This window comes from Vibrio sp. CyArs1 (assembly GCF_022432925.1).
GTDB lineage: Bacteria > Pseudomonadota > Gammaproteobacteria > Enterobacterales > Vibrionaceae > Vibrio > Vibrio mediterranei.
The window spans coordinates 1-24,871 of sequence record NZ_JAKRBO010000020.1; the positions used below are offsets into that span (position 1 = coordinate 1).

Consider the following 24,871-nt stretch of genomic DNA (forward strand, 5'->3'; position numbering starts at 1 on the left):
GCGACACTAGCTCAGTTGGTAGAGCGCAACCTTGCCAAGGTTGAGGTCACGAGTTCGAACCTCGTGTGTCGCTCCAATTTCTTCCTCATAATGGACACCAAAAGCGGTCATCCCGTTAAGAGATAGCAAAGTTGAGAAACTTCGTCCCTTCACCGCATGCTCTTTCCTAATGCTGAGAAGCATCACTCCCAAAAATTAAGTCATTCAGTTATTGCATTACTCATAAGTAACGCAATGCACTGAACTGTGTATCTAATTTCTACACACCTGAACAGCACTAGGCGTCTGCCTTTGTTGCGATTCTGTCACAGTTAAATTAACAGACTTATCCACATTTTTATTTTGTGGATAACTTGGTTGATAAATTGTATTTGAAGGTCCTTAAGGTAGGGGGCTTGAAAGATCTTTACACCGACATTGGTAATGCTAAAGATTGATTTTTGTTACTAAGTGGTTGAAATTAAACAAAATAATTGGCGTTCTGTTGTTTTTTTCTTGACAGTAAAATGATCAGCAAGTGACGTTTTTTTGATCCTAGTCATATATTGAAACTGTGTTTAACCTGATTTCTCAACGACTAACCGCTAATGAAAATGTAGTTTTTCCACAAATGTAGATTTGAGATATTAGTCAAGAAAATTAATTTGATTTTTCTACAACCATTGATGGCTATGCGTCTCGGGGTAACCCTTTTTTTACGATACGGATGAGACGTTGGTTTTTAGTATGAAGGCTGGTATCTAGATTCACAGGTAGCTGCCCGAGCTGTTTCTGCAAGGCCCATTCGATGTGTGGATCTAGAAGGCCGGATTGTCCCTCTATCTGTTCTAGCTGCTCGATATAAGTTTGAGAGAAAGGCGCATTCCCCATCGCGATGATGATATTTCGTTGCCATTGCTCGTGACCGATTCTTCGAATGGCTGAGCCTTCCATATTTTTAAGGAAAGTGGCTTCATCCCAGGAAAGCAAAATGTCGAGATTGGTATCGGCAAAACTATTGCGTCTTTGAAAGTCTTGTCGTTGGCTGAGCTCTGCATAACGATTCCAAGGACAAACCAGTTGGCAGTCATCGCACCCATAGATTCGGTTTCCCATCGCTTCGCGAAATTCTAATGGAATGACCCCTTTGTATTCGATGGTGAGGTAGGAAATACAGCGGCGAGCATCAATAACGCCGTTTTCCAAAATCGCACCAGTAGGGCAGGACGTTACGCACGCTCGACACTTTCCACACTCGTTATTTACCGGGTTATCCGTAGGAAGAGGCAAGTCGATAAATAGTTCACCTAAAAAGAACCAAGAGCCAGCTTCTTTATCCAGTAATAATGAGTGTTTGCCTATCCACCCTAATCCGGCTTTTTCTGCTAGAGGGCGTTCTAAAACGGGGGCTGAATCGACAAAAGGACGATAACCAAGCTCTGAGACTTCTTGTTCTATTTTTTGACCTAGTTTTTTGAGTAGATTACGAATCAGTTTGTGGTAATCACGTCCAAGAGCATACCGACTGATATAACCCGAGTGCTTATCTTCTAAATTGGATGCAAAATTCGCGTCTTCCGGAAGGTAATCCATTCTGACACTGATAATTCGACAGGTATTTGGATGTAGCTTATCTGGGTGAATTCTTAAATCTTGGTGTGTTTCCATCCAAGCCATATCACCATGATATCCAGCGGCCAACCAGTTTTTGAGAACAGTTTCTTGGTCTTGCAAATCGATATCACTAATACCGACCTTTTGAAAACCGAGCTCTTGTCCCCATTGTTTGATGTCACTGGCAAGCTTGTTTAAGTCCATCATGATTACTCAAATAGAAAAGGACGCGTATTCTATACTCAAAACCAATACTAACCCAAGTATGAGCACCAAAAAGTCCTTAATCTACTTTAGAACAAACTTTCATCGACTATTTTGTGTATGCACAGTAGGGATAACGATAAAATAATGGTAAATTTTCTGATTACTTACATAAGATCACTTGTCTACGAAAAGCGACACAGTTTACTATTTCGACTCTCAAAGGCACCACTCAGAGAAAAATGTGATGAGCACTAAAAAATTTACCTTAGCAGATGAATCCGCAACGATTTTAATTGGAACTAAACTGGCCAATCTCTGTTCAAAACAGACAACGATTTATTTGCATGGTGATCTTGGCGCTGGGAAGACCACATTCAGTCGTGGCTTTATTCAGAGTCTCGGACATAGGGGTAATGTAAAAAGCCCGACTTATACCTTGGTAGAGCCCTATCAGCTTGATGGTTGGAACGTATATCACTTCGACCTATATCGCTTAGCGGATCCTGAAGAACTTGAGTTCATGGGTATTCGTGATTACTTCTCGGATGATGCCATCTGTTTAGTGGAGTGGCCTGAAAAAGGAATTGGCGTCTTACCTGATGCCGATATTGATATCGAGATTAAGTATGTTGGCGAGGCAAGAGAGATTGCCTTCACCGCAAATAGCGATTATGGAAGAGAATTAATAAGTCAGTTGGAGTTAAATTGATCAGTCGTTTTCTTAGCAGCATGGTTAAAGTCATGCTGCCAATCTTGTTGATGTTTCCTACCGTTACTTTAGCCAATGCGTTAGAGGGTCTCCGCGTTTGGCCGTCACCAGACGAAACGCGTGTTGTTATCGACCTTAAGTCTGAAGCGGACTACAGTTATTTCTCACTATCGGGCCCAAGCCGAATTGTAGTGGATCTTAAAAACACAACCTTAAACACCAAGTTACCAATGAACGTAACCGATAGCCCGGTGCTGAGCAAAATTCGTAAAAGCTCACCCCCTAGCAAAGGGACCTATCGTTTGGTGTTCGAGTTAAAGAAGTCTTCAACGCCGCAAATATTTAAACTGAATCCAACACCGGGGGGGCAGTACGGACATCGTCTGGTTATCGACTTGCCTCACGGTAAAGCGAGTAACCAACCTAAAGCAACGGTACCAAGCAGTAAAACGGCAGTAAGTCGTGATGCTTCTCAGTTGAGAGGCACAGCAGATATTATCGTTGCAATTGATGCTGGCCATGGTGGTGAAGATCCGGGTTCGATTGGACCAACTAAGAAATACGAAAAACACGTGACCTTGAGCGTGTCGAAAAAACTGGCTGCACAGATCGATGCTATTCCGGGCATGAAGGCAGTATTGACTCGCCGTGGTGACTATTTTGTCAATCTTAATAAACGTTCTGAGATTGCACGTAAGAATAAAGCACACTTATTGGTTTCAATTCACGCCGATGCGTTTAGAACGCCACAACCTCGTGGTGCGTCAGTGTTTGTCCTGAATACTAGACGAGCGAACACCGAGATTGCGCGCTGGGTAGAGAATCACGAGCAGCAATCTGAATTATTGGGCGGTGCTGGTGAGGTGTTATCGAAGAACACCAACGATAGAAATGTCAGTCAAACACTCTTAGATTTGCAATTTAGTCACTCTCAAAAAGAGGGCTACAAAGTCGCAACTAAGATTTTAAAAGAGATGGGTAAAGTTGCGCATCTTCATAAGAAAGAGCCTGTTAATGCGAGCCTAGCGGTGTTGAAATCACCGGATATTCCTTCGGTTCTGGTTGAAACTGGCTTTATTTCCAACCCAACAGAAGAGCGCTTGCTAACGACTCGTAGTCACCAAGATAAATTGGCGCGTGCCTTAGCCAAAGCGATCGTCCAGTATTTTGAAGCGAATCCGCCGGAAGGGACTTTGTTTGCCAATCGCGGCCAGCAGAAAAAACATACCGTGAAGCGTGGTGAATCCTTATCTGTGATTGCTCAAAATTATGGGACGTCGGTCTCGGCTATTAAGAGTGCCAATAACCTGAAGGGTACTTCGCTGGCGGTAGGACAAACTTTGGTGATTCCTGGGAGCAGCGCACCAGTGAAGGTCAGCAGCAAGGTAAATACGGTTGAAACTAAAACGGTAACCCATACTGTGGCCAAAGGTGACTACTTGGGTAAGGTTGCCAACAAATACAAAGTCTCCGTTGCAGATATTAAACGTGAGAACAACCTCAAATCTGATGTATTGAAACTGGGGCAGAAACTCAAAATCACAGTCAGTTTAAAAGACCTGCCTCTTCGTAAGCACAAAGTGCAGCGAGGGGAGTTCTTAGGCAAGATTGCATCTAAGTATGGTGTGACCGTTCAAAGTATACGAGATGCGAACAAGCTACGTTCAGACTCATTGGCAGTAGGCCAAGTCTTGTTGATACCTAATAAGTAAACAAGAATGATGTAGCTCATTTTGGAGAAGATAAGTGACGATTAAGATACTCCCCGCTCGACTGGCTAACCAAATTGCCGCGGGTGAAGTGGTGGAACGACCAGCTTCGGTAGTAAAGGAGTTGGTCGAAAATAGTCTTGATTCTGGTGCGACTCGTATCGATATTGATATCGAAAAAGGTGGTGCCAAACTTATCCGCGTTCGTGATAACGGCAAAGGGATTGCTAAAGATGAGTTGCAACTGGCACTTAGCCGTCACGCGACGTCGAAGATTCATACCTTGGATGATCTTGAAGCCATTATGAGCCTAGGCTTTCGCGGTGAAGCATTAGCAAGTATAAGCTCTGTGGCTCGATTGACACTGACCTCTCGTCCAGCCACGCAAGAACAAGCTTGGAGTGCATATGCCGAAGGGCGTGACATGGCAGTGAAGCTTAAACCTGCTGCACACCCCATTGGTACTACACTTGAAGTCCTTGACCTATTTTTCAACACACCAGCAAGACGCAAGTTTTTACGTACTGAGAAAACGGAATTCACTCATATTGATGAGTTATTAAAACGGATCGCCTTGAGCCGTTTTGACGTCTCGATCAACCTGAAGCACAACGGTAAGTTAGTAAGGCAGTACCGTGCTGCAAAGACCGATGCGCAAACAGAGAAGCGAATAGCAGCCGTGTGTGGAGCGCCATTTGTGCGCAATATGCTTAAGATTGAGTTGCAGCATAATGATTTGAAATTACATGGCTGGATTACCACCCCGGAAGGTGCCAGAGCTCAAAGTGATCTGCAATATTGCTATGTGAATGGTCGTATGATGAAAGACAAACTCATCAATCATGCGATTCGTCAAAGCTACGAAAACAGTCTAGCCCCAGAGCAGTTTGCTGCTTATATCTTGTTTATTGATATCGACCCTCATCAAGTGGATGTGAATGTGCATCCTGCAAAACATGAAGTTCGCTTTCATCAAGCTCGTCTGGTTCACGACTTTATATACCAAGCTCTGAGTGATGCTTTGGTTCAGGCTAAGTCTATTGACGCTCAGCCAGTTTCTCCAGCAGCTTTTAGCACATCGGCTAACAGTCAAAATGAAACAAAAGTCACCGAACACCGAGAGCCGGAGCAAACATCGAGAATTGATGTCGACGATGCTACGCTGAGCGCTGTGGAAAGCATACCTGCTTATCCTGGTAGAGCGGATTATCAAAGACGCGATAGTCAATCAGAGTATGCTGTGCAAAGTACTTCGGTAGGTCATGAAATTGCAGAGCATTCTCCTCGAAGCGACTGGGTATCTGAGCGTGGTGCGAAGACTTCTAGCAATAAGAGTTCGGCTCGTGTCATAGAAAAAGCGCCAACGGCCGACGAAGTTCGAGTCTATCAGGAGTTGATGCAAACGCCCGATATTGAAACTAACGTCCATCAGTTGCCTGAACCTGAAATGCAAAAGCCAAACCAGATAGACGTGAATATTGAGCGAATTGGTAAGGCCATTGCCATTGTCGAACAATGTTATGTGCTGGTGAAGGCGGAGCCCATTTGCGCGGTGGTGTCTTTGCGCCGGGCTGAGTTTTACAAACTGTTCGCTCAATTGAGCCCAAAAACAAGTGCGTTGACCATGCAGCCACTGTTGGTGCCACTCTCATTGAAAGTCAATGAAGGGCAATTAAAGGCGGTTGAGACTCATGAGCAGCTTATGTTGAACTTTGGAATCGATATTAAGGTACGCAATAAACAAACTGCAATGGTGATGGGGGTGCCTTCACCATTAAGGCAGCAAAATTTGCAATTGTTAATTGATGAAATGCTGTCATACTTGGCAACCCTTGAGCAGCATGATCAAACCACCAGTCAGTTAAGCCTTTGGTTAGCGAAAAAAGTGCTGCAAGTGAAAAGTAGCTACGCTTTATCTGAATCCGTTCAGTTGCTTGGCAACCTTGAACAGCTCTACGAAGGTCAGCTACCGTTAAGCGACCCTAAATTTGTTCGACCTGTCGATTTTACGGCCACAATTGCAGCATTTTCATCATGAATCAAAAATTACCACTCGTTTTGTTTTTAATGGGTCCAACCGCATCCGGTAAGACCGACTTAGCCATTCGTCTTCGTCAGCAATACCCTGTGGAGATCATCAGTGTTGATTCAGCCTTAATATACAAGGGCATGGATATTGGTACCGCAAAGCCAGATGCTGATGAGCTTGCACTAGCGCCACATCGCTTAATCGATATTTTGGATCCAGCAGAGGCGTATTCTGCGGCGGATTTTAGACGCGATGCTTTGAACGAAATTGCCAAAATTCACGCTGAAGGTAAGATCCCGGTGCTGGTTGGTGGCACAATGCTGTACTTTAAAGCACTATTACAAGGCCTATCGCCGTTACCTGCAGCGAACCCAGAAATCCGCAAACAGATCGAGCAAGAAGCCACGGAAAAAGGGTGGCAAGCACTTCATAATGAACTTCGAGCGATAGATCCTGTCTCAGCAGAGAGGATACATCCAAATGATCCTCAGCGACTATCACGTGCGCTTGAAGTGTATCGTATCTCTGGTAAATCATTGACAGAATTGACTGAAACCAAAGGCGAGCCTTTACCATTTCGTGTTAAACAATTTGCGGTAGCGCCCAAAGATCGTGCTTTGTTACATAAACGAATTGAATTGCGCTTTGAGAAAATGATACAAGCAGGCTTTGAAGATGAAGTCAAAGCGTTATATGCTCGTGAAGATCTTCACCCAGATCTGCCGTCTATTCGTTGTGTCGGATATCGTCAGATGTGGGAATATTTGGACGGAGAGAGCACTTTAGATGACGCGATCTTTCGCGGGATCTGTGCGACTCGCCAATTGGCCAAGCGTCAAATCACCTGGTTAAGGAGTTGGGATGATTTGGTTTGGTTAGACAGCGAACATGTTGAGGATTCAATGAAAACTCTCACAGATGCCATAGCATCTGATGGCATTAACTGTGTATAATGTGGTCGCTTTTGCGTATTTGTACCCAAAAAGGAACTGAGTTTTGTTTTCAAAGGCAATAGTTGTTCTATGATTATAAAACTAAGGGGTATTTCATTGGTTTAGCTCAGATGCAAAGGCAGCACCTAACATTGCAGTGCACCAATAGCTAAATAATTAAAACTACAATATTAATATAAGGAAAATAAAAATGGCTAAGGGGCAATCTCTTCAAGACCCATTCCTAAATGCACTACGTCGCGAGCGTATTCCAGTATCAATCTACCTTGTAAACGGGATCAAGCTACAAGGTCAAATTGAGTCTTTCGATCAGTTTGTGATCCTTTTGAAAAACACCGTTAATCAAATGGTTTATAAGCATGCGATTTCTACGGTTGTTCCAGCTCGTGCGGTTAGCCATCATAGTGGTGAGCGTCCAGCTGGTGATCGTCAACAAGAGAAATCTGACGATTAATACCGAATTTAATAAAACAAGACAATTAAATAGGAGTTGGTAGCTTGTTTGACCGTTATGAATCGGGGGAGCAAGCTGTACTTGTTCATATCAACTTCACGCAAGAAGGTGAGTGGGAAGATCTTAGCGAATTTGAGATGCTCGTATCTTCTGCAGGCGTTAATGCGTTACAGGTAGTAACCGGAAGCCGGCAGTCCCCTCACCCGAAATACTATGTTGGAGAAGGTAAAGCTCAGGAGATTGCGCAGACAGTGCAGTTAACTGGTGCTGACATTGTGATTTTTAATCACGCCCTTTCTCCTGCCCAAGAGCGTAATTTAGAAAGTCTGTGTAAATGTCGAGTCTTGGATCGCACTGGTCTGATCCTCGACATTTTTGCTCAGCGAGCACGTACCCACGAAGGTAAGTTGCAAGTAGAGCTAGCACAGTTGCGTCACATATCGACTCGATTGATTCGAGGTTGGACGCACCTTGAAAGGCAAAAAGGTGGTATTGGTTTACGTGGTCCCGGCGAAACTCAGTTAGAGACCGACCGTCGACTTCTGCGTGATCGAATTAAAGCGATTTTGCATCGTCTAGAAAAAGTCGCAAAACAGCGTGAACAAGGCAGACGAGCCCGAAACAGAGCTGAAATCCCAACGATTTCCCTAGTAGGTTATACCAACGCGGGCAAATCAACACTGTTTAACCGTATTACTGAAGCAGGGGTGTATGCTGCTGACCAGTTATTCGCAACACTCGACCCCACTTTAAGAAAAATACAACTAGCGGACGTCGGTCCGGCTATCCTTGCGGATACGGTAGGATTTATCCGTCATCTACCGCATGATTTAGTCGCGGCATTTAAGGCAACACTGCAAGAAACGCAGGAAGCTGACATTTTGTTACATGTTGTCGATGCCAGTGATGACCGATTTCGTGAGAATATTCAAGCTGTTCATGACGTGCTAGAAGAGATAGATGCACATGAAGTGCCTTCTCTCGTTGTGATGAATAAAATAGATAATCTAGATGGCCAACGTCCACGTATAGAACGTAATGACGAAGGAATTCCGAGAGCCGTTTGGGTTTCTGCCATGGAAGGGCAAGGAATCGAACTGTTGTTCGAAGCGCTAACAGAGCGCTTAGCGAGCCAAATGGTTCAATATCAATTGCGAATTCCGCCGCAGTTTCAAGGGCGATTTCGTAGTACATTTTTCCAGATGAATTGTATTCAACGTGAAGAATACGACGAAGAAGGTAACTTGTTGATTGATATTCGGATGCAACAAGTAGATTGGTCTAGACTTGAAAAAAGAGAAGGGGCAGTTTTGAGTGACTTTATAGTTACTTAAAGGACTGCTACAGTATAACGTCATACTAAATGATGGAGCTTCCTAATGGCGTGGAATGAGCCTGGTAATAACAATGGAAACAACGGCCGCGATAAAGACCCATGGGGTAATAACAATCGTGGTGACCGGAACTCCGGTGGTCGTGATCAAGGACCGCCTGATTTAGATGAAGTCTTTAATAAGCTGAGTCAAAAAATCGGTGGTAAGTTTGGTAAACGTGGTGGTAATGGTGGCCCATCAATTGGCGGTGGTGGTAGTGCAATAGGCTTTGGTGTCATTGCATTAATCGCAGTCGCTATTTGGTTCTTTTCTGGCTTCTATACCATTAGTGAAGGTGAGCGAGGTGTCGTTCTCCGTCTCGGTAAATTCGATCGAATCGTCGACCCAGGTCTGAACTGGCGTCCGCGCTTTATCGACGAATACCAACCTGTTAACGTGCAAGCAATTCGCTCGCTTCGTGCATCAGGTACCATGCTGACAAAAGACGAAAACGTAGTTTCAGTTTCAATGGACGTACAGTACCGCGTCTCTGATCCATACAAGTATCTGTTTGTTGTCACTAACGCTGATGACAGCTTAAGCCAAGCAACTGACTCGGCTCTACGTGCAGTAATCGGTGATTCACTGATGGATAGTATCCTGACCAGTGGTCGTCAACAGATTCGTCAAAGCACTCAAGAAACGCTGAATGAGATCATTGATAACTACGATATGGGTCTGTCCATCGTTGACGTCAACTTCCAGTCAGCTCGTCCACCAGAGCAAGTTAAAGATGCATTTGATGATGCGATCGCTGCTCGAGAGGATGAAGAGCGTTTCATTCGAGAAGCAGAAGCGTACAAAAACGAGATTATTCCTAAAGCGACAGGTCGTTCTGAGCGTTTGAAGAAAGAAGCTCAAGGTTATTCCGAGAGAATAACCAACGAAGCGCTAGGTCAAGTTGCTCAGTTTGAAAAACTACTCCCAGAATATCAAGCGGCGCCTGAGGTTACTCGTAACCGTCTGTACCTAGATACGATGGAAGAAGTGTACTCAAATACATCTAAGGTTCTTATTGACTCTGAATCAAGTGGTAACCTGTTGTACTTGCCTATCGATAAGCTAGCAGGTCAAGAAGGTACATCTAAGTCACGTAAGCCAAAGGAAACATCGGCTTATGAACAGATTCAATTAGATCCGTCGTCCAGCGATACTTCTTCAAGCAACAATACGTCTCGCAATAACTCGACGCGTCAAGGGAGATACTAATAATGCGTAAATTGATGATACCAGTATTAGTCGTTGCCTTAGCATTGATGCTGATGTCTTTGTTCGTCATCCCTGAAGGTGAGCGTGGCATCGTTATTCGATTTGGTCGTGTTCTTACCGATGACAACCAAGTATCTCGCATCTACGAACCTGGTTTGCATTTCAAGATGCCACTGTTCGATCGAGTGAAAACATTGGACGCACGTATTCAGACAATGGATGGCCGCGGTGACCGTTTCGTAACGTCAGAGAAAAAAGACGTCATCATCAACACTTATGTTAAGTGGAAGATTGAAGATTTCCGTCAATACTATCTGGCAACGGGTGGTGGTAATGCTCTTACTGCGCAAGCGCTTTTAGAACGTAAAGTTACCGATGTGCTACGTTCTGAAATCGGTGCTCGTGAGATCAAACAGATTGTTTCTGGTCCTCGTAACAACGATGTACTTCCTGAAAGTGCAGACAGTGAAGAAGTCACCACTGAAGCGGCTAAGCAAGCTCTAGAGATTGATGGCGAACGCGATAAGATCATGAGCAACGTGCTTCGCGATACCCGTGAAAGCGCAATGAAAGATTTAGGTGTTCGTGTTGTTGACTTCCGTATGAAGAAAATCAACCTTCCTGATGAAATCAGTGAATCGATTTATCGTCGTATGCGTGCTGAGCGTGAGTCGGTAGCTCGTAAGCACCGTTCTCAAGGTCGTGAGAAAGCAGAAGTTATTCGTGCTCAAGCTGAGCTAGAAGTGGCAACACTATTGGCTGAAGCAGACAAAACAGCTCGTGTAACTCGAGGTGGTGCAGACGCAAAAGCAGCAGCTATCTACTCTTCGGCGTATAACAAAGACCCAGAGTTCTTTAGCTTCCTACGTTCACTATCGGCGTATAAGACGTCATTCTCGGACAAGAGCGATATCTTAGTTCTTGATCCTAAGAGTGAGTTCTTCCGTTACATGAACGATATGAACGGCGCTCCAGTTAAATAATCTTAAGCTATACCGTAATAGGGCTCCTCAAGGGAGCCCTATTTTTTGGGAGAAAAACAATGCCACAGTCGTTATGGATTGCCTTGGGTTTAGTGTTAGTTGTCGAAGGACTCGGGCCCTTACTTGCCCCGCGAGGTTGGCGAAACATGGTTTCCCAATTAGCTCAGCAACCTGATGAGCATTTAAGAAGAATCGGCGGCTGCCTTGTTGTGGCAGGTGCTGTAATTACCTTCATGATGCTAAACTAGTCACAATATCGTTTTTTTATTAGCCAGCATCAGTCACTTACCACATAGCGGGATTCTAATGCTTAAAAAATGACTGCAAATTTGTGATTTCGATGCTAGAATCCTTTTTTAACTAGCAATCAGATTTGGAAAGATGGGTAATAACGTAGTCGTTCTGGGCACCCAATGGGGTGACGAAGGTAAAGGTAAAATCGTAGACCTTTTAACTGAAGATGCAAAGTACGTGGTTCGCTACCAAGGCGGTCACAATGCAGGTCACACTCTAGTCATTAACGGTGAAAAAACCGTTCTTCATTTGATTCCATCAGGCATTCTTCGCGATAACATTAAGTGTGTTATTGGTAATGGTGTTGTTCTTTCACCAGAAGCACTTCTTAAAGAAATGAAGCCTCTAGAAGAGCGTGGTATTCCAGTTCGCGAGCGTCTTTTCGTTTCTGAAGCTTGTCCTCTAATTCTTCCTTACCACATTGCTATTGACCAAGCGCGTGAAATCGCTCGTGGTAATAAAGCAATTGGTACAACTGGTCGTGGTATCGGTCCAGCATACGAAGACAAAGTTGCACGTCGTGGTCTACGCGTTGGTGATCTTTTCGATAAAGAAGTCTTCGCTGAGAAGCTAAAAGAAGTCATGGAGTTCCATAACTTCCAACTAGAGCACTTCTACAAAGCAGACACAGTAAGCTATGACGAAGTTCTAGAACAATGCATGGGTTATGCAGACCTTCTAACTTCAATGGTTATTGATGTAACTGATGAACTTGATGCAGCGCGTAAGCGTGGTGACAAGATTATGTTCGAAGGTGCTCAAGGTACGCTTCTAGATATCGACCACGGTACATACCCTTATGTAACGTCTTCAAACACTACCGCTGGCGGCGTTGCTGCAGGTTCAGGTTTTGGTCCTCGTCATATCGGTTACATTCTAGGTATCACTAAAGCTTACTGTACTCGTGTTGGTTCTGGTCCATTCCCAACAGAGCTTTACGATGGCCTAGATAAGCAAGACCCAGTAGGTAAGCACCTTGGTGATGTTGGTCACGAGTTCGGTGCTACAACAGGTCGTCTACGTCGTACTGGTTGGTTTGATGCAGTAGCAATGCGTCGTGCAGTACAAATCAACTCTATCTCAGGTTTCTGTCTAACTAAACTAGACGTGCTTGACGGTCTAGAAGAGCTGAAAATCTGTACTGGTTACAAGATGAAAGATGGCTCTATCTTGGAAGTTTCTCCAATGGCTGCTGAAGCTTTTGAAGAAGCAACACCAATTTACGAAACTATGCCTGGTTGGTCTGAAACAACATTTGGTGCAACGTCTATCGAGCAACTTCCTCAAGCCGCTCTAGACTACATCAAGCGTATTGAAGAACTGACAGGCGTACCAGTAGATATTATCTCTACAGGTCCAGATCGTAACGAAACGATCATTAAGGTTCAGCCATTCGAGGCTTAATCGATTGAAAGTTCCAAAAAGCCAGCATTTACGCTGGCTTTTTTATTGGTGATGAACATTGAGCAAATGTGATCTTGTGCCAAGGTTTGACGCCTTTGAACTTCAGTTATTTAAAAGTGGCAATATATTGCCACTTTTCCTATTTTTTCTCTAAAGCGAGGTGAGTAACTGCCGATAAAAGTTAAACTATCCATAAGCTTTGGTTGGCTTTGGTACTTGCGTATGAGGAGTAGTTACACAGTGATTAAGCGACACAAACTAGCAGCACTTGTTTGCATGGCGCTACTTGGCTCTGTAAAAACACTTCACGCCAAAGAAGTGGGGGCTCCGATCCCTATCTATTCTGAAGATGAACTGATTGGTTTAATTGAAGAAAATCGACATCTAGCTCGAGTCAAAGCAGATAACTGTCAGCTGGTTGAAGATATTATGGCGCGCGCGACCCGCATCAACTTACCTTCCTATGAATTTCTTTATGGCGATATGCTTGCTTGGGGTGTTTGTGTGCCTCAAGATGTTGAGTTGGGTCTGTACTACATGGAAAATGCAGCCCATCAAGGATTACCGGTAGCGCTTGAACAGCTAGGCCGCTATTACTCTCGTGGTACTTTTGTGCAGCAAGATAAAGAGCGAGCCATTCCCTATTTTAGAGAAGCGGCGTCAATGGGCAATATTGATGCGAGGATTCAACTTGCAGAATTGTTGCTTCGAGATTTTGGTAGCCCTCTGGACTACGAAGATGCATATCGTTGGCTCTACAACTCGGTGACTCCTGATAGTCGTAAGCATAAACGTATCTCTATGTTAAGACGTGGCTTAGAGCAACGTATGCCTGAAAACATTATTGCAAGGGCAAAGCGTCGAACGACGTTCTGGTAATTTTTCAGCAATACGAGAAATTCAAAGCATTTCTGTAGCTTATCTGCTCTGTCAGTTATAATCGACGTATCCCTCCTAAAATATAGGTCAGACTATGTCGAACAAGCCTAGCGATATCAAAGTAGACGACCCTTTTGCAGAAAGAGAGTCCCAAAACTACGACAACCCAATTCCAAGCCGAGAATTCATCACCGATTTCTTAGAAAGCGTTAATGTACCAATGAACAGAAATGATCTGTTCGAAGCATTAGGGCTTGAAGGCGAAGAGCATTATGAAGGGCTGCGTCGTCGTTTACGTGCTATGGAGCGTGATGGCCAGTTGGTCTTCACTCGACGCCAGTGTTATGCCTTACCAGATAAATTAGAAATGATTAAAGGCTATGTCATAGGTCATAAAGATGGACATGGCTGGGTGAGACCTGAAGGAAGCATGAATAAGGACAATGATGTTCTGCTTCCTCATCACCAAATGCGTACACTATTGCATGGCGATTTTGTATTAGTACAGCCATCTGGCACCGATAAACGTGGTCGAAAGGAAGGGCGACTCGTACGTGTGTTGGAAGAGCGCAAGACGCAAGTCGTAGGCCGATTTTTCCTAGAATACGGTTACGCCTATGTCGTTGCTGATGATTCTCGTATTAGCCAAGATATCCTAATCCCGAACGAACACCGAGGCGGCGCCCGAATGGGCAATGTTGTTGTGGTTGAAGTGACTGACCGTGGCAGCCGATCTCGTGGAATGATGGGGCAAGTAGTTGAAGTGCTTGGCGAGAACATGGCGCCTGGCATGGAAACCCAAATAGCAATTCGCACTCATCAAATTCCTCATGAGTGGCCAGCTGAAGTTGAAAAGCAAGTTCAGCAATTTGGCGAATTTGTACCTGAAGAGGCTAAAAAGGGCCGCGTTGATCTACGCGAGTTGCCTCTTGTCACGATTGATGGTGAAGATGCTCGTGACTTTGATGATGCCGTCTACTGTGAACGTAAAAAAAGTGGTGGTTGGCGCTTATGGGTTGCGATCGCGGATGTCAGCTATTATGTTCGTCCGGACTCCCCTCTAGATAAAGAAGCCATCGTACGTGGTAACTCTGTTTATTTCCCATCTCAGGTGGTTCCTATGTTACCTGAGGTATTGTCGAACGGATTGTGTTCGCTTAACCCTCAAGTAGACCGTTTATGTATGGTGTGCGAAATGACCATTTCGGAAACGGGCAAACTTTCAGGTTATAAGCATTACGAAGCCGTGATGAACTCCCATGCTCGCCTAACCTATAACAAAGTGAGTGATATTTTAGAGGGTAACGAAGAGTTACGTGAACGCTATAGTGCGTTAGTGCCACACTTGCATGAGCTCCACAATATGTATCAAGTGCTGAAAGAAGCACGTGACCATCGTGGTGCAATTGAGTTCGAAACAGTAGAAACCAAATTTATCTTCAATGCAGAGCGTAAAATTGACCGCATCGAACCTGTGATTCGCAATGATGCCCATAAGATCATCGAAGAATGTATGATATTGGCAAATATTGCTTCCGCTTCTCTGGTTGAGAAAGCCAAAGAGCCGGCCCTGTATCGTATTCACGAGACTCCGGGAGAGGAAAGGCTGCAAGGCTTTAGAGATTTCTTGGGAGAGCTTGGCTTAGATTTATCTGGTGGTTTAGACCCGTCACCAACGGATTACGCTGAGCTGATTCGAAAAATCCAGCAGCGCCAAGACAAAGAGTTGATCCAGACCATGCTATTACGCTCAATGAAGCAAGCGGTGTATAACGCAGATAATGCAGGTCACTTTGGGTTAGCGCTCAAACGCTATGCGCACTTTACTTCTCCAATCCGTCGTTATCCTGACTTGTTGCTGCATCGAGCGATTAAGTATCTAATTGCTAAGCAAGAAGGTCGCAACACCGATCGATGGACACCAACCGGTGGTTACCATTATTCCTTCGATGATATGGACTTCTATGGTGAGCAATGTTCGATGACAGAGCGCCGAGCAGATGATGCGACACGTGATGTGGCAGATTGGCTCAAGTGTGAGTACATGCAAGACCATGTTGGCGAAGTTCTTGATGGTGTTATTGCGAATGTCACCGGTTTTGGGTTCTTTGTACGTTTAACGGAATTGCACATTGATGGTTTGGTGCATATTTCCTCACTTGCTAATGACTACTATCAGTTTGATCCAATAGGTCAAAGACTTATCGGTGAAAGCTTTGGTGCGATTTATCGATTAGGTGATGCGGTCAAAGTAAAAGTGCTGGCGGTTAACCTCGATGAGAAGAAAATAGACTTTGAATTAGAGGAAACAAGTCGTAAGCTACGCGGCAAAGGAAAAACGGCTAAAAAACGTGTTGCTGAAGCTGAGAAGAAAAAAGCGAAGGCAAAACAACGTGTCGCAGAAGTAAGAGGTAAGCGAGGCGCAAAAGCTAAGCCTCTTGTCGAAGCAACGAAAAGGCCTGACGGACAAGAAGACGTATTGCCGCATAAGCGCAAAAAGTCCAAAGCCGAAAAAGCTCGCAAGAACAAAGCGCGCAGTAAAGCGGGTCGAGCGAAGAAAAAATAGAATTCAAGGTTAAACCATGAGTAACGAATTTATCTACGGCATACATGCTGTGAAAGCTGTATTGGAAAGAGATCCAGTACGTTTTATAGAAGCGTACGTATTAAAGGGGCGTCAAGATGAGCGCTTGATGCCAGTGCTGAATGAATTGACTCAAATTGGTGTGTCGATTCAGCAAATGAACCGTAAGACGCTTGATGACAAAGCACGTGGTGCCAATCATCAGGGAATCATTGCGAAAGTAAAACCAGCTAAGCAGCTCAATGAGAATGATCTAGACAGTATTCTAAGCCAGCATGCTCAGCCACTATTGCTAATTCTTGATGGTGTGACTGACCCTCATAATTTGGGTGCTTGTTTACGTAATGCCGATGCGGCAGGTGTTGCTGCTGTTATTGTGCCGAAAGATCGCTCTGCGCCATTAACGGCCACTGTCAGTAAAGTGGCCTGTGGTGCCGCCGAGACCGTTCCTTTGGTTCGCGTAACTAACCTCGCTCGTACAATGCGATCATTGCAAGAGCAAGGAATCTGGATTGCAGGGACTGCTGGGGAAGCTACTCACGATATCTACCAAGCGAAACTTGATGGACCTTTAGCGATTGTTATGGGTGCGGAAGGTGACGGTATGCGCCGTTTAACTCGTGAGACGTGTGACGATCTGATTAAAATTCCAATGGCGGGCTCGGTATCAAGTTTGAACGTTTCGGTAGCATCGGGGATTTGTTTATTTGAAGCGGTACGCCAACGCGCGCTTTAGTGATTTAGCAGGACTTATAGATAATCCAAAAGCCCCAGCATTACGCAGGGGCTTTCTTATATCTGGACAATCAGTAATGAGGAGGGGGCGTTTCTTCTGAAGGATCGGCAAGGTTGGACGTATCCATATTTTTCACTTTACCAACAACATACTTCATTTGATCTTGCATTTTACTGATCAGTAGCTGTTGTTGAGTTAAGGCGTCATTGAGCTCTTCGATGGTCTGCTCTTGGAATGCCATTTTGCATTCCATATCGTTAATTCTCTCTTCGAGAGCCTGAACTTCTTTATTACTCATAATCTCTACTCACTCAAATTCCAAGCCTGCACAACACCGGCAGAAGAGGCTGAGAGGACGCGTTGGTTGCTCTCAAAAGCGGCATCATACACTACTCCTCGAGGCGGACGAACATCTTTTAACATCTCAACTTCGAAGCCTTCTATCCGTTTACCAGATTGCGTGTCCCAGATGACCATTCTAGAAGAGGGAGAGCCGGTGACTAAACGAGTGCCGTCATCGGAAAAGCGCGCAGAGGAGAAGATAAGCTGTCGAGTCCAGCTGCTTAGCTGACTGACCTCTTTGCCAGTTTTCAGATCCCAAATAATGGCATTATTTCCACTATCTGAAGTGAGGGCGTATAAACCATCGCGTTGTAGTTCCACTGTGCCGACCCGTTGCTCATGTTCAAATTGCTGTAATATTTGACCAGATTCGGTGCTCCAGAAGTAAGCATTATGGTCGTTGCCTCCTGATAGTGCGTATTTTCCATTAGGCGATAGTGAAACAGAATTCACTTTTTCTACATGAGCGAGGAACTCTAGGCGTCTTCCAGTGACTAAATCGATGAATATGGCTTTACCATTACTGAGACCAATAAGCACTTCATCGCCATTATTGCCCAAAGCGATGTCTTGTATGAGTCCGTCAGAGATAGACCAAAGTCCGGTAGATTGAGACCAGGCTAAATCCCAGACGGCGAAGTTGGTTTGTGTGGCAGTGACAGCAAAGCGGCCATTATCGCTAAAACGAATGAGGGAAATAATATTCTGCTCAGGATCTTGAATGCCCAAGCGAGCTAACAGTTTGTTTTGGTTGAGGTCCCATAGCTGAAGGTGCTGCTGCTTGGAGTAAAGCAAGGCGAATCTGGCATCGCGGCTTAACGCAATGGCACTGGTTCCCTCTAGCGCTAGGTCCCATTGTCTCTCTGAATCACTGGAGAAAAAGCAGCCATTTAACAGGCTGATGACAATTAACCACAGCACAGAATGAGATATTATTCGCATCATTAGCGTTATTCCACGTTGAGTCTTGAGTTTAAGCTAGTATATTTAAAGCTTGAGCTATGTAGAAATAGTTACTAGATTGAGATAGTTACGCATGCTGCGCTGAAAGACAAGTTTAATAAGTATGAGTAGGCGTTGAATTCCATAATCGGAGAATTAAATGAAATCACTATTTAAAGTGTCGCTACTTGCTGCGACAGTAATGTTGGCAGTCGGTTGTCAAAAAGAAGAACCAAAAGCAGAGCCAGCGGCGCAAGAGCAAGTTCAAGCGGAGACAGGCAAAGCGGTTCACTTTAAGACAGAAGATGATAAAGCAGCTTACGCAATCGGCGTTTCTTTCGCTAACTACCTAAGCACGAGCATTGAAAAACCGGCTGAGTTTGGCATCGAGCTGAAGAAAGAACTGGTTCTTAAAGGTATAGAACAAGCGTTTGCGGGTAAAGCTGAACTGACAGAAGATGAAATTCGTGCTGCACTGGAAGGTTTAGACAAGCGTGTTGCTGAAACTATGCAGAAGCAATCAGAAGAAAAAGCGGCTGCAGCTAAGAAAGCTGGTGACGATTTCCGTGCTGAATTCGAGAAACAAGATGGTGTGACTAAAACAGACTCTGGCTTACTGTACCAAGTAGAAACAGAAGGTACTGGTGCGCAACCAAAAGAGACTGACACAGTAGAAGTACACTACAAAGGTACTTTGATTGACGGCACTCAATTTGATAGCTCATACGATCGTGGTCAACCAGCGACATTCCCGCTTAACCGTGTTATTCCAGGTTGGACTGAAGGTGTTCAGCTAATGAAAGTGGGTTCTAAATACAAGTTCGTTATCCCACCAGAGTTAGCTTATGGCGAGCAAGACACACCAACGATTCCTGCGAACTCTACCTTGGTATTCGAAGTAGAGCTGCTAAAAATCGATGGCGATGACGCTCAAGCAACTCAATAATTAATGCATTGAACGATAAAGACTCACTACGGTGGGTCTTTTTTTAGTTTGATGAAAGCCACGGTAGATAAAAAACTGCACTTTTTTTGCCCTAAATCACTTGTTAGAGACATACTTAGAGGTCAGCTTCAAATTTTCTGATAAACTTACGGTAATTTTTTTAAGTTATCTCTAGGGTCAAAGTACAGTGACTGAAATTACCAATCCCGATGAGCTGCTTGAAATGGAGTCAGTCGATGTGGCGCCATTTAGCGAGCATGACAAAATCATCCTTAAGTCCTATGAGGCCGTGGTCGATGGATTAGCGAGTTTAATTGGTCCATTTTGTGAAATCGTTCTGCACTCACTGGAGTCGTTAAATACTTCCGCAGTGAAAATTGCCAACGGTGAAAACACAGGGCGTCAAGTTGGCTCACCAATAACCGACCTAGCTCTTAAGATGCTCAAAGATATCGAAGGCTCTGAGCGTAACTTCTCTCGCTCATACTTCACTCGCGCTAAAGGCGGCGTGCTGATGAAGTCGATTACTATTGCGATTCGCAATGGTGATAATCGTGTCATTGGTTTGCTGTGTATTAACGTGAACTTAGATGCGCCATTCTCGCAAATCCTTCAATCTTTTATGCCTACACAAGATGCAAAAGATGCCGCATCTTCAGTGAACTTTGCCAGTGATGTAGAAGAGCTAGTAGACCAAACCGTAGAACGCACTATCGAAGACATCAATGCGGATAAATCGGTATCGAACAATACTAAGAACCGCCAGATTGTTATGGAGCTCTACGACAAAGGTATTTTTGATATTAAAGATGCGATAAATCGTGTCGCAGATCGTCTCAATATCTCAAAACACACCGTTTATCTCTATATCCGTCAGCGTAAGACTGAGGACGAATAACGTGTCTGCGTTAACCTATACATTAGTTATCAATGGATCGGTTTATGGAACTCAGTCTGCACGTAACGCGTTGCTCTTTGCTAAGGCTCTTATTGCTAGAGGACATAAGCTAGTGAGTGTGTTCTTTTATCAGGATGGGATTCACAATGCGTCGCGCCTTGTGGTACCTGCGAATGATGAGCTAGATTTGACAGCTGAGTGGCAGAGTTTGGCACAAGATTATGGTGTACGCTTAGAAACGTGCGTTGCCGCCTCTTTGCGACGTGGTGTCTTGGGTGTTGACGAAGCCTCACAACATACGCGCGATGTCGATAACTTAGCTCAAGGCTTTGAACTCGCTGGGTTGGGTAGCCTCGCCAGCGCTATGTTAACGCAAGACAGGGTGGTGCAGTTTTGACAACACTAGCGTTTGTATTTAACTCATTACCACATTCAACAGCAAAAGGGCGTGAAGGACTAGACGCGCTGTTAGCGACATCGGCGTTTACTGAAGACATCAAAGTATTCTTTGTTGGCGCAGGTGTTAATCAGCTCAGACAAAACCAACACTGTGCTGACGTGTTATCACGTGACTACATCAGCGCATTTAAGCTGATGGAGTTGTATGACATTGAAGACGTCTTTGTCTGCGAGCAGAGTATGCTGCAATATCAGCTAGACTCCGAGCAACTGGTTATTGGTGCACAAGTAGTTGAAACGGGTGAAATTGCCAAACAGTTGAGTCTTTGTCATAAAGTATTAACGTTCTAGGTCTCCCTTTATGCTTCATATCATCAAAACCGAAATTGGCTACCAACAAGCACTTCGCTATTTATCGCAAGATGACCAAGTAATTTTGGTCGAAAATGCGTGTTATTTAATCACTGACAAAAACTTAACGTTACCTTCAGCATGTTTCGTGTTGCAACCGGATCTTAGTGCTAGAGGGTTGATGCCTCTAGTATCAGAATCAACTCAAGTTGTGGATTTTAATGGGTTTGTTGAACTCACCGAACGACATGTTAACAGTACTACTTGGGAGTAGTCGTTTCATATCGCTTGCTGTAAACATGAAAACCCGGCAGTTAATCTAAAAAAGATCTGTATATTTCTTGACACACCTCCCACTGCTGCATAGAATTTTGCGTCCCTAATTGCCATTGGCGGTTAGGGCTAGATTTTTCACAAAGCTTACTTTCAAGTAAATCAGGAGCTAGTTAATGGCAACTATTAACCAGTTGGTACGTAAGCCTCGTGCAAAGCAAGTTGTTAAAAGCAACGTGCCTGCACTAGAAGCGTGCCCACAAAAACGTGGTGTATGTACTCGTGTTTACACTACTACACCTAAAAAACCTAACTCAGCACTTCGTAAAGTATGTCGTGTTCGTCTAACGAACGGCTTCGAAGTGACTTCGTACATCGGCGGTGAAGGTCACAACCTTCAAGAGCACAGTGTTGTTCTAATCCGTGGTGGTCGTGTTAAAGACCTTCCGGGTGTACGTTACCACACTGTTCGCGGCGCACTAGACTGTGCTGGCGTAAATGACCGTAAACAAGGTCGTTCTAAGTACGGTGTGAAGCGTCCTAAGTCTTAATGGATTCCGTTAAGTAAGGCCAAACACTAAATTATTTTTAATTTTTGAAGAAACTGTAAAGTTTTGGATAACCTGAAGAAGACAACGGAGAATATCCATGCCACGTCGTCGCGTAATTGGTCAGCGTAAGATCCTTCCAGATCCTAAGTTCAAATCTGAATTGCTGGCAAAGTTCGTTAACATCCTTATGGTTGACGGAAAGAAATCTACTGCAGAGAAAATTGTTTACACTGCACTAGAAGCTATGGCTGAGAAGTCTGGTAAAGACCACTTAGCTGTATTTGAAGAAGCTCTTGAAAATGTTCGCCCAGCGGTAGAAGTTAAATCTCGCCGTGTAGGTGGTTCAACTTACCAAGTACCTGTAGAAGTTCGTCCGGTTCGCCGTAACGCACTTGCTATGCGTTGGTTGGTTGAAGCTGCGCGTAAGCGTGGTGAAAAATCTATGGCTCAACGCCTAGCTGCTGAAATGCTAGACGCGTCTGAGAACAAAGGTACTGCGGTTAAGAAACGTGAAGACGTTCACCGCATGGCTGACGCTAACAAAGCGTTTGCTCATTACCGCTGGTAATACCTTTTCAGTGCTGCGAGGTTCTCTCGCAGCACTTTTCTATACTCTAAGGTTAACCTTAGTAAGAGGATACAATCGTGGCTCGTAAAACTCCTATTGAGCGCTATCGTAATATCGGTATCGTTGCTCACGTAGATGCAGGTAAAACAACCACAAGTGAGCGTATTCTGTTCTACACTGGCCTTTCTCACAAAATCGGCGAAGTTCACGATGGTGCTGCAACCATGGACTGGATGGAGCAGGAGCAAGAGCGTGGTATCACTATCACATCTGCTGCTACTACTACCTTCTGGCGTGGTATGGAAGCACAATTCCAAGATCATCGCGTAAACATCATTGATACCCCTGGACACGTTGACTTTACTATCGAAGTAGAGCGTTCTTTGCGTGTGCTTGATGGTGCAGTGGTTGTATTCTGTGGCTCATCAGGTGTTGAACCTCAGTCTGAAACTGTATGGCGTCAAGCTGATAAATATCACGTTCCACGTATGGTATTTGTGAACAAGATGGACCGTGCAGGCGCAGACTTCCTACGCGTTGTGGACCAAATTAAAAATCGTCTTGGTGCGAACCCAGTTCCAATCCAATTAAACATTGGTGCAGAAGATGAGTTCAAAGGTGTCATCGACCTTATCAAGATGAAAGCAATCAACTGGAACGATGCAGATCAAGGCATGACCTTCACTTACGAAGAGATTCCAGCAGAACTGCAAGATGAAGCTGAAGAGTGGCGCAACAACATGGTTGAAGCCGCTGCAGAAGCAAGCGAAGAGTTGATGGATAAATACCTTGAAGAAGGCGAACTAACGGAAGCTGAAATCAAGGCGGGTCTGCGTACTCGTACACTAAATAACGAAATTGTACTCGCAACATGTGGTAGTGCATTTAAGAACAAAGGTGTGCAAGCGGTACTAGACGCGGTTATCGAATATCTTCCTTCTCCAGTAGACGTACCTGCGATTAAAGGTATCGACGATGATGAGAACGAAGTAGAGCGTCACGCGGACGACAACGAACCATTCGCTGCACTTGCATTTAAGATTGCAACCGACCCGTTTGTAGGCACTCTAGCGTTTATGCGCGTTTACTCAGGTGTCGTAAACTCGGGTGATGCCGTTTATAACTCAGTGAAGCAAAAGCGTGAACGCTTTGGCCGTATCGTTCAAATGCACTCAAATAAGCGCGAAGAAGTAAAAGAAGTTCGTGCGGGTGACATTGCAGCAGCGATTGGTCTGAAGGACGTAACAACAGGTGATACCCTGTGTGACCAGAACCACAAAGTGATTCTTGAGCGCATGGAATTCCCTGAGCCAGTTATTCAGATCGCGGTAGAGCCTCGCTCTCAAGCTGACCAAGAGAAAATGGGTATTGCGCTAGGTAAACTGGCAGCAGAAGACCCGTCGTTCCGTGTGGAAACCGATGACGAAACTGGCCAAACGCTAATTTCAGGTATGGGTGAGCTTCACCTAGACATCATCGTTGACCGTATGAAGCGCGAATTCAGTGTTGATTGCAACGTGGGTAAACCTCAAGTTGCGTACCGCGAAACAATTCGCGGCAGCACAGAAGTTGAAGGCAAATTTGTTCGCCAATCAGGTGGTCGTGGTCAATATGGTCACGTATGGCTTAAGCTTGAGCCATCTGAAGCGGGTGAAGGGTTTGTGTTCGTTGACGAGATCGTGGGTGGTGTGGTTCCTAAGGAATACATCAGCTCGGTATCGAAAGGTATCGAAGAGCAGATGAACAACGGTGTTCTTGCCGGCTATCCTGTACTGGATGTCAAAGCAACACTGTATGATGGCTCTTACCATGATGTCGACTCTAGCGAGATGGCGTTTAAGATCGCCGGCTCGATGGCCTTCAGAAAAGGTGCGCTTGAAGCACAACCTGTTCTGCTTGAGCCAATGATGAAGGTTGAAGTAACGACTCCAGAAGATTGGATGGGTGATGTTGTTGGTGACCTTAACCGTCGCCGCGGCATGATCGAAGGTATGGATGACGGCCACGCTGGCCTTAAGATCATCCGTGCACAAGTACCGCTCTCTGAGATGTTTGGTTACGCAACTGACTTGCGTAGTGCGACCCAAGGTCGTGCGTCATATTCGATGGAATTTAGCGAATACGCTGAGACTCCGAAGAATGTGGCGGATGCGATTATTGCACAGCGCAGCTAATCAGCTATTGTTTAGTAATGAATCTGTTGCGTTGAGTAAAATTGACGCATAAAATAGCAAATTCTGGCGCGCCCCGACAAAATTCGTTCTCGGGGCGAATCATAACTAGGAAGGAACACGATCGTGTCTAAAGAAAAATTTGAACGTACTAAACCGCACGTTAACGTTGGTACTATCGGCCACGTTGACCACGGTAAAACAACTCTAACTGCTGCAATCTGTACTACTCTAGCTAAAGTGTACGGCGGTGAAGCGAAAGACTTCGCATCTATCGATAACGCTCCAGAAGAGCGTGAGCGCGGTATCACAAT

24 protein-coding genes, 1 tRNA gene and 1 pseudogene are annotated in these 24,871 nt (G+C 44.8%); 23 read left to right on the forward strand and 3 right to left on the reverse strand.

Translation table 11 applies throughout. From position 1 onward, the window contains the following. Positions 1-76: transfer RNA gene (locus MMA19_RS25900), tRNA-Gly, on the forward strand. Positions 77-669: 593 nt separating this feature from the next. On the opposite strand, the gene queG is transcribed toward MMA19_RS25900, so the two are convergent. Beyond that, positions 670-1,797, reverse strand: a complete 1,128-nt coding sequence (gene queG / locus MMA19_RS25905) for a tRNA epoxyqueuosine(34) reductase QueG (RefSeq protein ID WP_240207683.1) — start codon at positions 1,795-1,797, stop codon at positions 670-672. Between the two features lie 247 nt (positions 1,798-2,044). On the opposite strand from queG, the gene tsaE reads away from it, so the two are divergent. The 13 genes and pseudogenes from tsaE to rlmB all read left to right on the forward strand — a co-directional run bounded on the left by tsaE (position 2,045) and on the right by rlmB (position 17,116). Further along, a complete protein-coding gene (gene tsaE, locus MMA19_RS25910; protein WP_006075252.1) occupies positions 2,045-2,509 on the forward strand; it encodes a tRNA (adenosine(37)-N6)-threonylcarbamoyltransferase complex ATPase subunit type 1 TsaE in 465 nt (154 codons plus the stop codon). Between the two features lie 20 nt (positions 2,510-2,529). Continuing rightward, the gene (locus MMA19_RS25915; RefSeq protein WP_240207685.1) at positions 2,530-4,221 is read left to right on the forward strand and encodes a LysM peptidoglycan-binding domain-containing protein; all 1,692 of its coding nucleotides are present in this window, start codon (positions 2,530-2,532) and stop codon (positions 4,219-4,221) included. A gap of 34 nt (positions 4,222-4,255) precedes the next feature. Beyond that, on the forward strand, positions 4,256-6,256 hold the full coding sequence (gene mutL / locus MMA19_RS25920) for a DNA mismatch repair endonuclease MutL (RefSeq protein WP_240207672.1): 2,001 nt from the start codon (positions 4,256-4,258) through the stop codon (positions 6,254-6,256). Continuing rightward, complete coding sequence (gene miaA / locus MMA19_RS25925; protein WP_240207674.1) at positions 6,253-7,200, forward strand: tRNA (adenosine(37)-N6)-dimethylallyltransferase MiaA; 948 nt, start codon at positions 6,253-6,255, stop codon at positions 7,198-7,200. Before mutL ends, miaA begins: the two co-directional genes overlap by 4 nt. Positions 7,201-7,390: 190 nt before the next feature. Beyond that, positions 7,391-7,654 (forward strand): RNA chaperone Hfq, encoded by a 264-nt coding sequence (hfq, locus tag MMA19_RS25930; protein ID WP_006075248.1) that lies wholly within the window; start codon positions 7,391-7,393, stop codon positions 7,652-7,654. A gap of 44 nt (positions 7,655-7,698) precedes the next feature. Next, a complete protein-coding gene (gene hflX / locus MMA19_RS25935; protein ID WP_240207676.1) occupies positions 7,699-8,988 on the forward strand; it encodes a ribosome rescue GTPase HflX in 1,290 nt (429 codons plus the stop codon). A gap of 45 nt (positions 8,989-9,033) precedes the next feature. Next, positions 9,034-10,236: an FtsH protease activity modulator HflK gene (hflK, locus tag MMA19_RS25940; protein WP_031493407.1), complete on the forward strand. Its 1,203-nt coding sequence runs from the start codon at positions 9,034-9,036 to the stop codon at positions 10,234-10,236. A gap of 2 nt (positions 10,237-10,238) precedes the next feature. After that, positions 10,239-11,219 carry a protease modulator HflC gene (hflC, locus tag MMA19_RS25945; protein ID WP_006075245.1) on the forward strand — a complete coding sequence of 327 codons (981 nt, stop codon included), beginning with the start codon at positions 10,239-10,241 and terminating at the stop codon, positions 11,217-11,219. A 59-nt stretch (positions 11,220-11,278) separates the two neighbouring features. Then, entirely contained in the window at positions 11,279-11,467 is a 189-nt protein-coding gene (locus MMA19_RS25950) for a DUF2065 domain-containing protein (RefSeq protein WP_240207678.1), read from the forward strand. 133 nt (positions 11,468-11,600) lie between these two features. Next, positions 11,601-12,917 carry an adenylosuccinate synthase gene (locus MMA19_RS25955; protein WP_006075243.1) on the forward strand — a complete coding sequence of 439 codons (1,317 nt, stop codon included), beginning with the start codon at positions 11,601-11,603 and terminating at the stop codon, positions 12,915-12,917. A gap of 306 nt (positions 12,918-13,223) precedes the next feature. Continuing rightward, a pseudogene (locus tag MMA19_RS25960) lies at positions 13,224-13,796 on the forward strand (tetratricopeptide repeat protein); the annotation flags it as partial. A 94-nt stretch (positions 13,797-13,890) separates the two neighbouring features. Continuing rightward, positions 13,891-16,362, forward strand: coding sequence for a ribonuclease R (gene rnr / locus MMA19_RS25965; RefSeq protein WP_240207680.1), 2,472 nt, complete (start codon positions 13,891-13,893; stop codon positions 16,360-16,362). Positions 16,363-16,378: 16 nt separating this feature from the next. After that, the gene (gene rlmB / locus MMA19_RS25970) at positions 16,379-17,116 is read left to right on the forward strand and encodes a 23S rRNA (guanosine(2251)-2'-O)-methyltransferase RlmB (protein ID WP_006075240.1); all 738 of its coding nucleotides are present in this window, start codon (positions 16,379-16,381) and stop codon (positions 17,114-17,116) included. A gap of 70 nt (positions 17,117-17,186) precedes the next feature. On the opposite strand, the gene MMA19_RS25975 is transcribed toward rlmB, so the two are convergent. Both MMA19_RS25975 and MMA19_RS25980 read right to left on the reverse strand, forming a co-directional pair. Next, positions 17,187-17,414, reverse strand: coding sequence for a SlyX family protein (locus MMA19_RS25975; RefSeq protein ID WP_006075239.1), 228 nt, complete (start codon positions 17,412-17,414; stop codon positions 17,187-17,189). Between the two features lie 5 nt (positions 17,415-17,419). Beyond that, the gene (locus MMA19_RS25980) at positions 17,420-18,400 is read right to left on the reverse strand and encodes a lipoprotein (RefSeq protein ID WP_038223262.1); all 981 of its coding nucleotides are present in this window, start codon (positions 18,398-18,400) and stop codon (positions 17,420-17,422) included. Positions 18,401-18,560: 160 nt separating this feature from the next. On the opposite strand from MMA19_RS25980, the gene fkpA reads away from it, so the two are divergent. The 9 genes from fkpA to MMA19_RS26025 all read left to right on the forward strand — a co-directional run. Beyond that, positions 18,561-19,346, forward strand: coding sequence for an FKBP-type peptidyl-prolyl cis-trans isomerase (gene fkpA / locus MMA19_RS25985; protein ID WP_038224550.1), 786 nt, complete (start codon positions 18,561-18,563; stop codon positions 19,344-19,346). Between the two features lie 223 nt (positions 19,347-19,569). Further along, positions 19,570-20,244, forward strand: a complete 675-nt coding sequence (locus MMA19_RS25990) for a transcriptional regulator (protein ID WP_051647237.1) — start codon at positions 19,570-19,572, stop codon at positions 20,242-20,244. A 1-nt stretch (position 20,245) separates the two neighbouring features. Continuing rightward, positions 20,246-20,641: a sulfurtransferase complex subunit TusD gene (tusD, locus tag MMA19_RS25995; RefSeq protein WP_038224549.1), complete on the forward strand. Its 396-nt coding sequence runs from the start codon at positions 20,246-20,248 to the stop codon at positions 20,639-20,641. Next, positions 20,638-20,994, forward strand: a complete 357-nt coding sequence (gene tusC, locus MMA19_RS26000) for a sulfurtransferase complex subunit TusC (protein ID WP_240207681.1) — start codon at positions 20,638-20,640, stop codon at positions 20,992-20,994. The genes tusD and tusC overlap by 4 nt, the downstream gene beginning before the upstream one ends. Positions 20,995-21,004: 10 nt before the next feature. Continuing rightward, positions 21,005-21,268, forward strand: coding sequence for a sulfurtransferase complex subunit TusB (gene tusB / locus MMA19_RS26005; protein WP_038224546.1), 264 nt, complete (start codon positions 21,005-21,007; stop codon positions 21,266-21,268). A 175-nt stretch (positions 21,269-21,443) separates the two neighbouring features. Then, positions 21,444-21,818, forward strand: coding sequence for a 30S ribosomal protein S12 (gene rpsL, locus MMA19_RS26010; RefSeq protein ID WP_004399892.1), 375 nt, complete (start codon positions 21,444-21,446; stop codon positions 21,816-21,818). A gap of 97 nt (positions 21,819-21,915) precedes the next feature. Beyond that, positions 21,916-22,386 (forward strand): 30S ribosomal protein S7, encoded by a 471-nt coding sequence (gene rpsG / locus MMA19_RS26015; protein WP_031493416.1) that lies wholly within the window; start codon positions 21,916-21,918, stop codon positions 22,384-22,386. 77 nt (positions 22,387-22,463) lie between these two features. Further along, a complete protein-coding gene (gene fusA / locus MMA19_RS26020; protein ID WP_038224544.1) occupies positions 22,464-24,560 on the forward strand; it encodes an elongation factor G in 2,097 nt (698 codons plus the stop codon). Positions 24,561-24,683: 123 nt separating this feature from the next. Beyond that, positions 24,684-24,871, forward strand: a 188-nt coding sequence (locus tag MMA19_RS26025; protein ID WP_232425018.1) for a GTP-binding protein, incomplete at its 3' end; no start/stop codon positions are given.

Coding starts and splice junctions, on each gene's coding strand:
- queG (WP_240207683.1), bottom strand. CDS start 1,797: ATGGACTTAAACAAGCTTGCCAGTGACATCAAACAATGGGGACAAGAG.
- tsaE (WP_006075252.1), top strand. CDS start 2,045: ATGAGCACTAAAAAATTTACCTTAGCAGATGAATCCGCAACGATTTTA.
- MMA19_RS25915 (WP_240207685.1), top strand. CDS start 2,530: ATGGTTAAAGTCATGCTGCCAATCTTGTTGATGTTTCCTACCGTTACT.
- miaA (WP_240207674.1), top strand. CDS start 6,253: ATGAATCAAAAATTACCACTCGTTTTGTTTTTAATGGGTCCAACCGCA.
- hfq (WP_006075248.1), top strand. CDS start 7,391: ATGGCTAAGGGGCAATCTCTTCAAGACCCATTCCTAAATGCACTACGT.
- hflK (WP_031493407.1), top strand. CDS start 9,034: ATGGCGTGGAATGAGCCTGGTAATAACAATGGAAACAACGGCCGCGAT.
- hflC (WP_006075245.1), top strand. CDS start 10,239: ATGCGTAAATTGATGATACCAGTATTAGTCGTTGCCTTAGCATTGATG.
- MMA19_RS25950 (WP_240207678.1), top strand. CDS start 11,279: ATGCCACAGTCGTTATGGATTGCCTTGGGTTTAGTGTTAGTTGTCGAA.
- MMA19_RS25955 (WP_006075243.1), top strand. CDS start 11,601: ATGGGTAATAACGTAGTCGTTCTGGGCACCCAATGGGGTGACGAAGGT.
- rnr (WP_240207680.1), top strand. CDS start 13,891: ATGTCGAACAAGCCTAGCGATATCAAAGTAGACGACCCTTTTGCAGAA.
- rlmB (WP_006075240.1), top strand. CDS start 16,379: ATGAGTAACGAATTTATCTACGGCATACATGCTGTGAAAGCTGTATTG.
- MMA19_RS25975 (WP_006075239.1), bottom strand. CDS start 17,414: ATGAGTAATAAAGAAGTTCAGGCTCTCGAAGAGAGAATTAACGATATG.
- MMA19_RS25980 (WP_038223262.1), bottom strand. CDS start 18,400: ATGCGAATAATATCTCATTCTGTGCTGTGGTTAATTGTCATCAGCCTG.
- fkpA (WP_038224550.1), top strand. CDS start 18,561: ATGAAATCACTATTTAAAGTGTCGCTACTTGCTGCGACAGTAATGTTG.
- MMA19_RS25990 (WP_051647237.1), top strand. CDS start 19,570: ATGGAGTCAGTCGATGTGGCGCCATTTAGCGAGCATGACAAAATCATC.
- tusB (WP_038224546.1), top strand. CDS start 21,005: ATGCTTCATATCATCAAAACCGAAATTGGCTACCAACAAGCACTTCGC.
- rpsL (WP_004399892.1), top strand. CDS start 21,444: ATGGCAACTATTAACCAGTTGGTACGTAAGCCTCGTGCAAAGCAAGTT.
- rpsG (WP_031493416.1), top strand. CDS start 21,916: ATGCCACGTCGTCGCGTAATTGGTCAGCGTAAGATCCTTCCAGATCCT.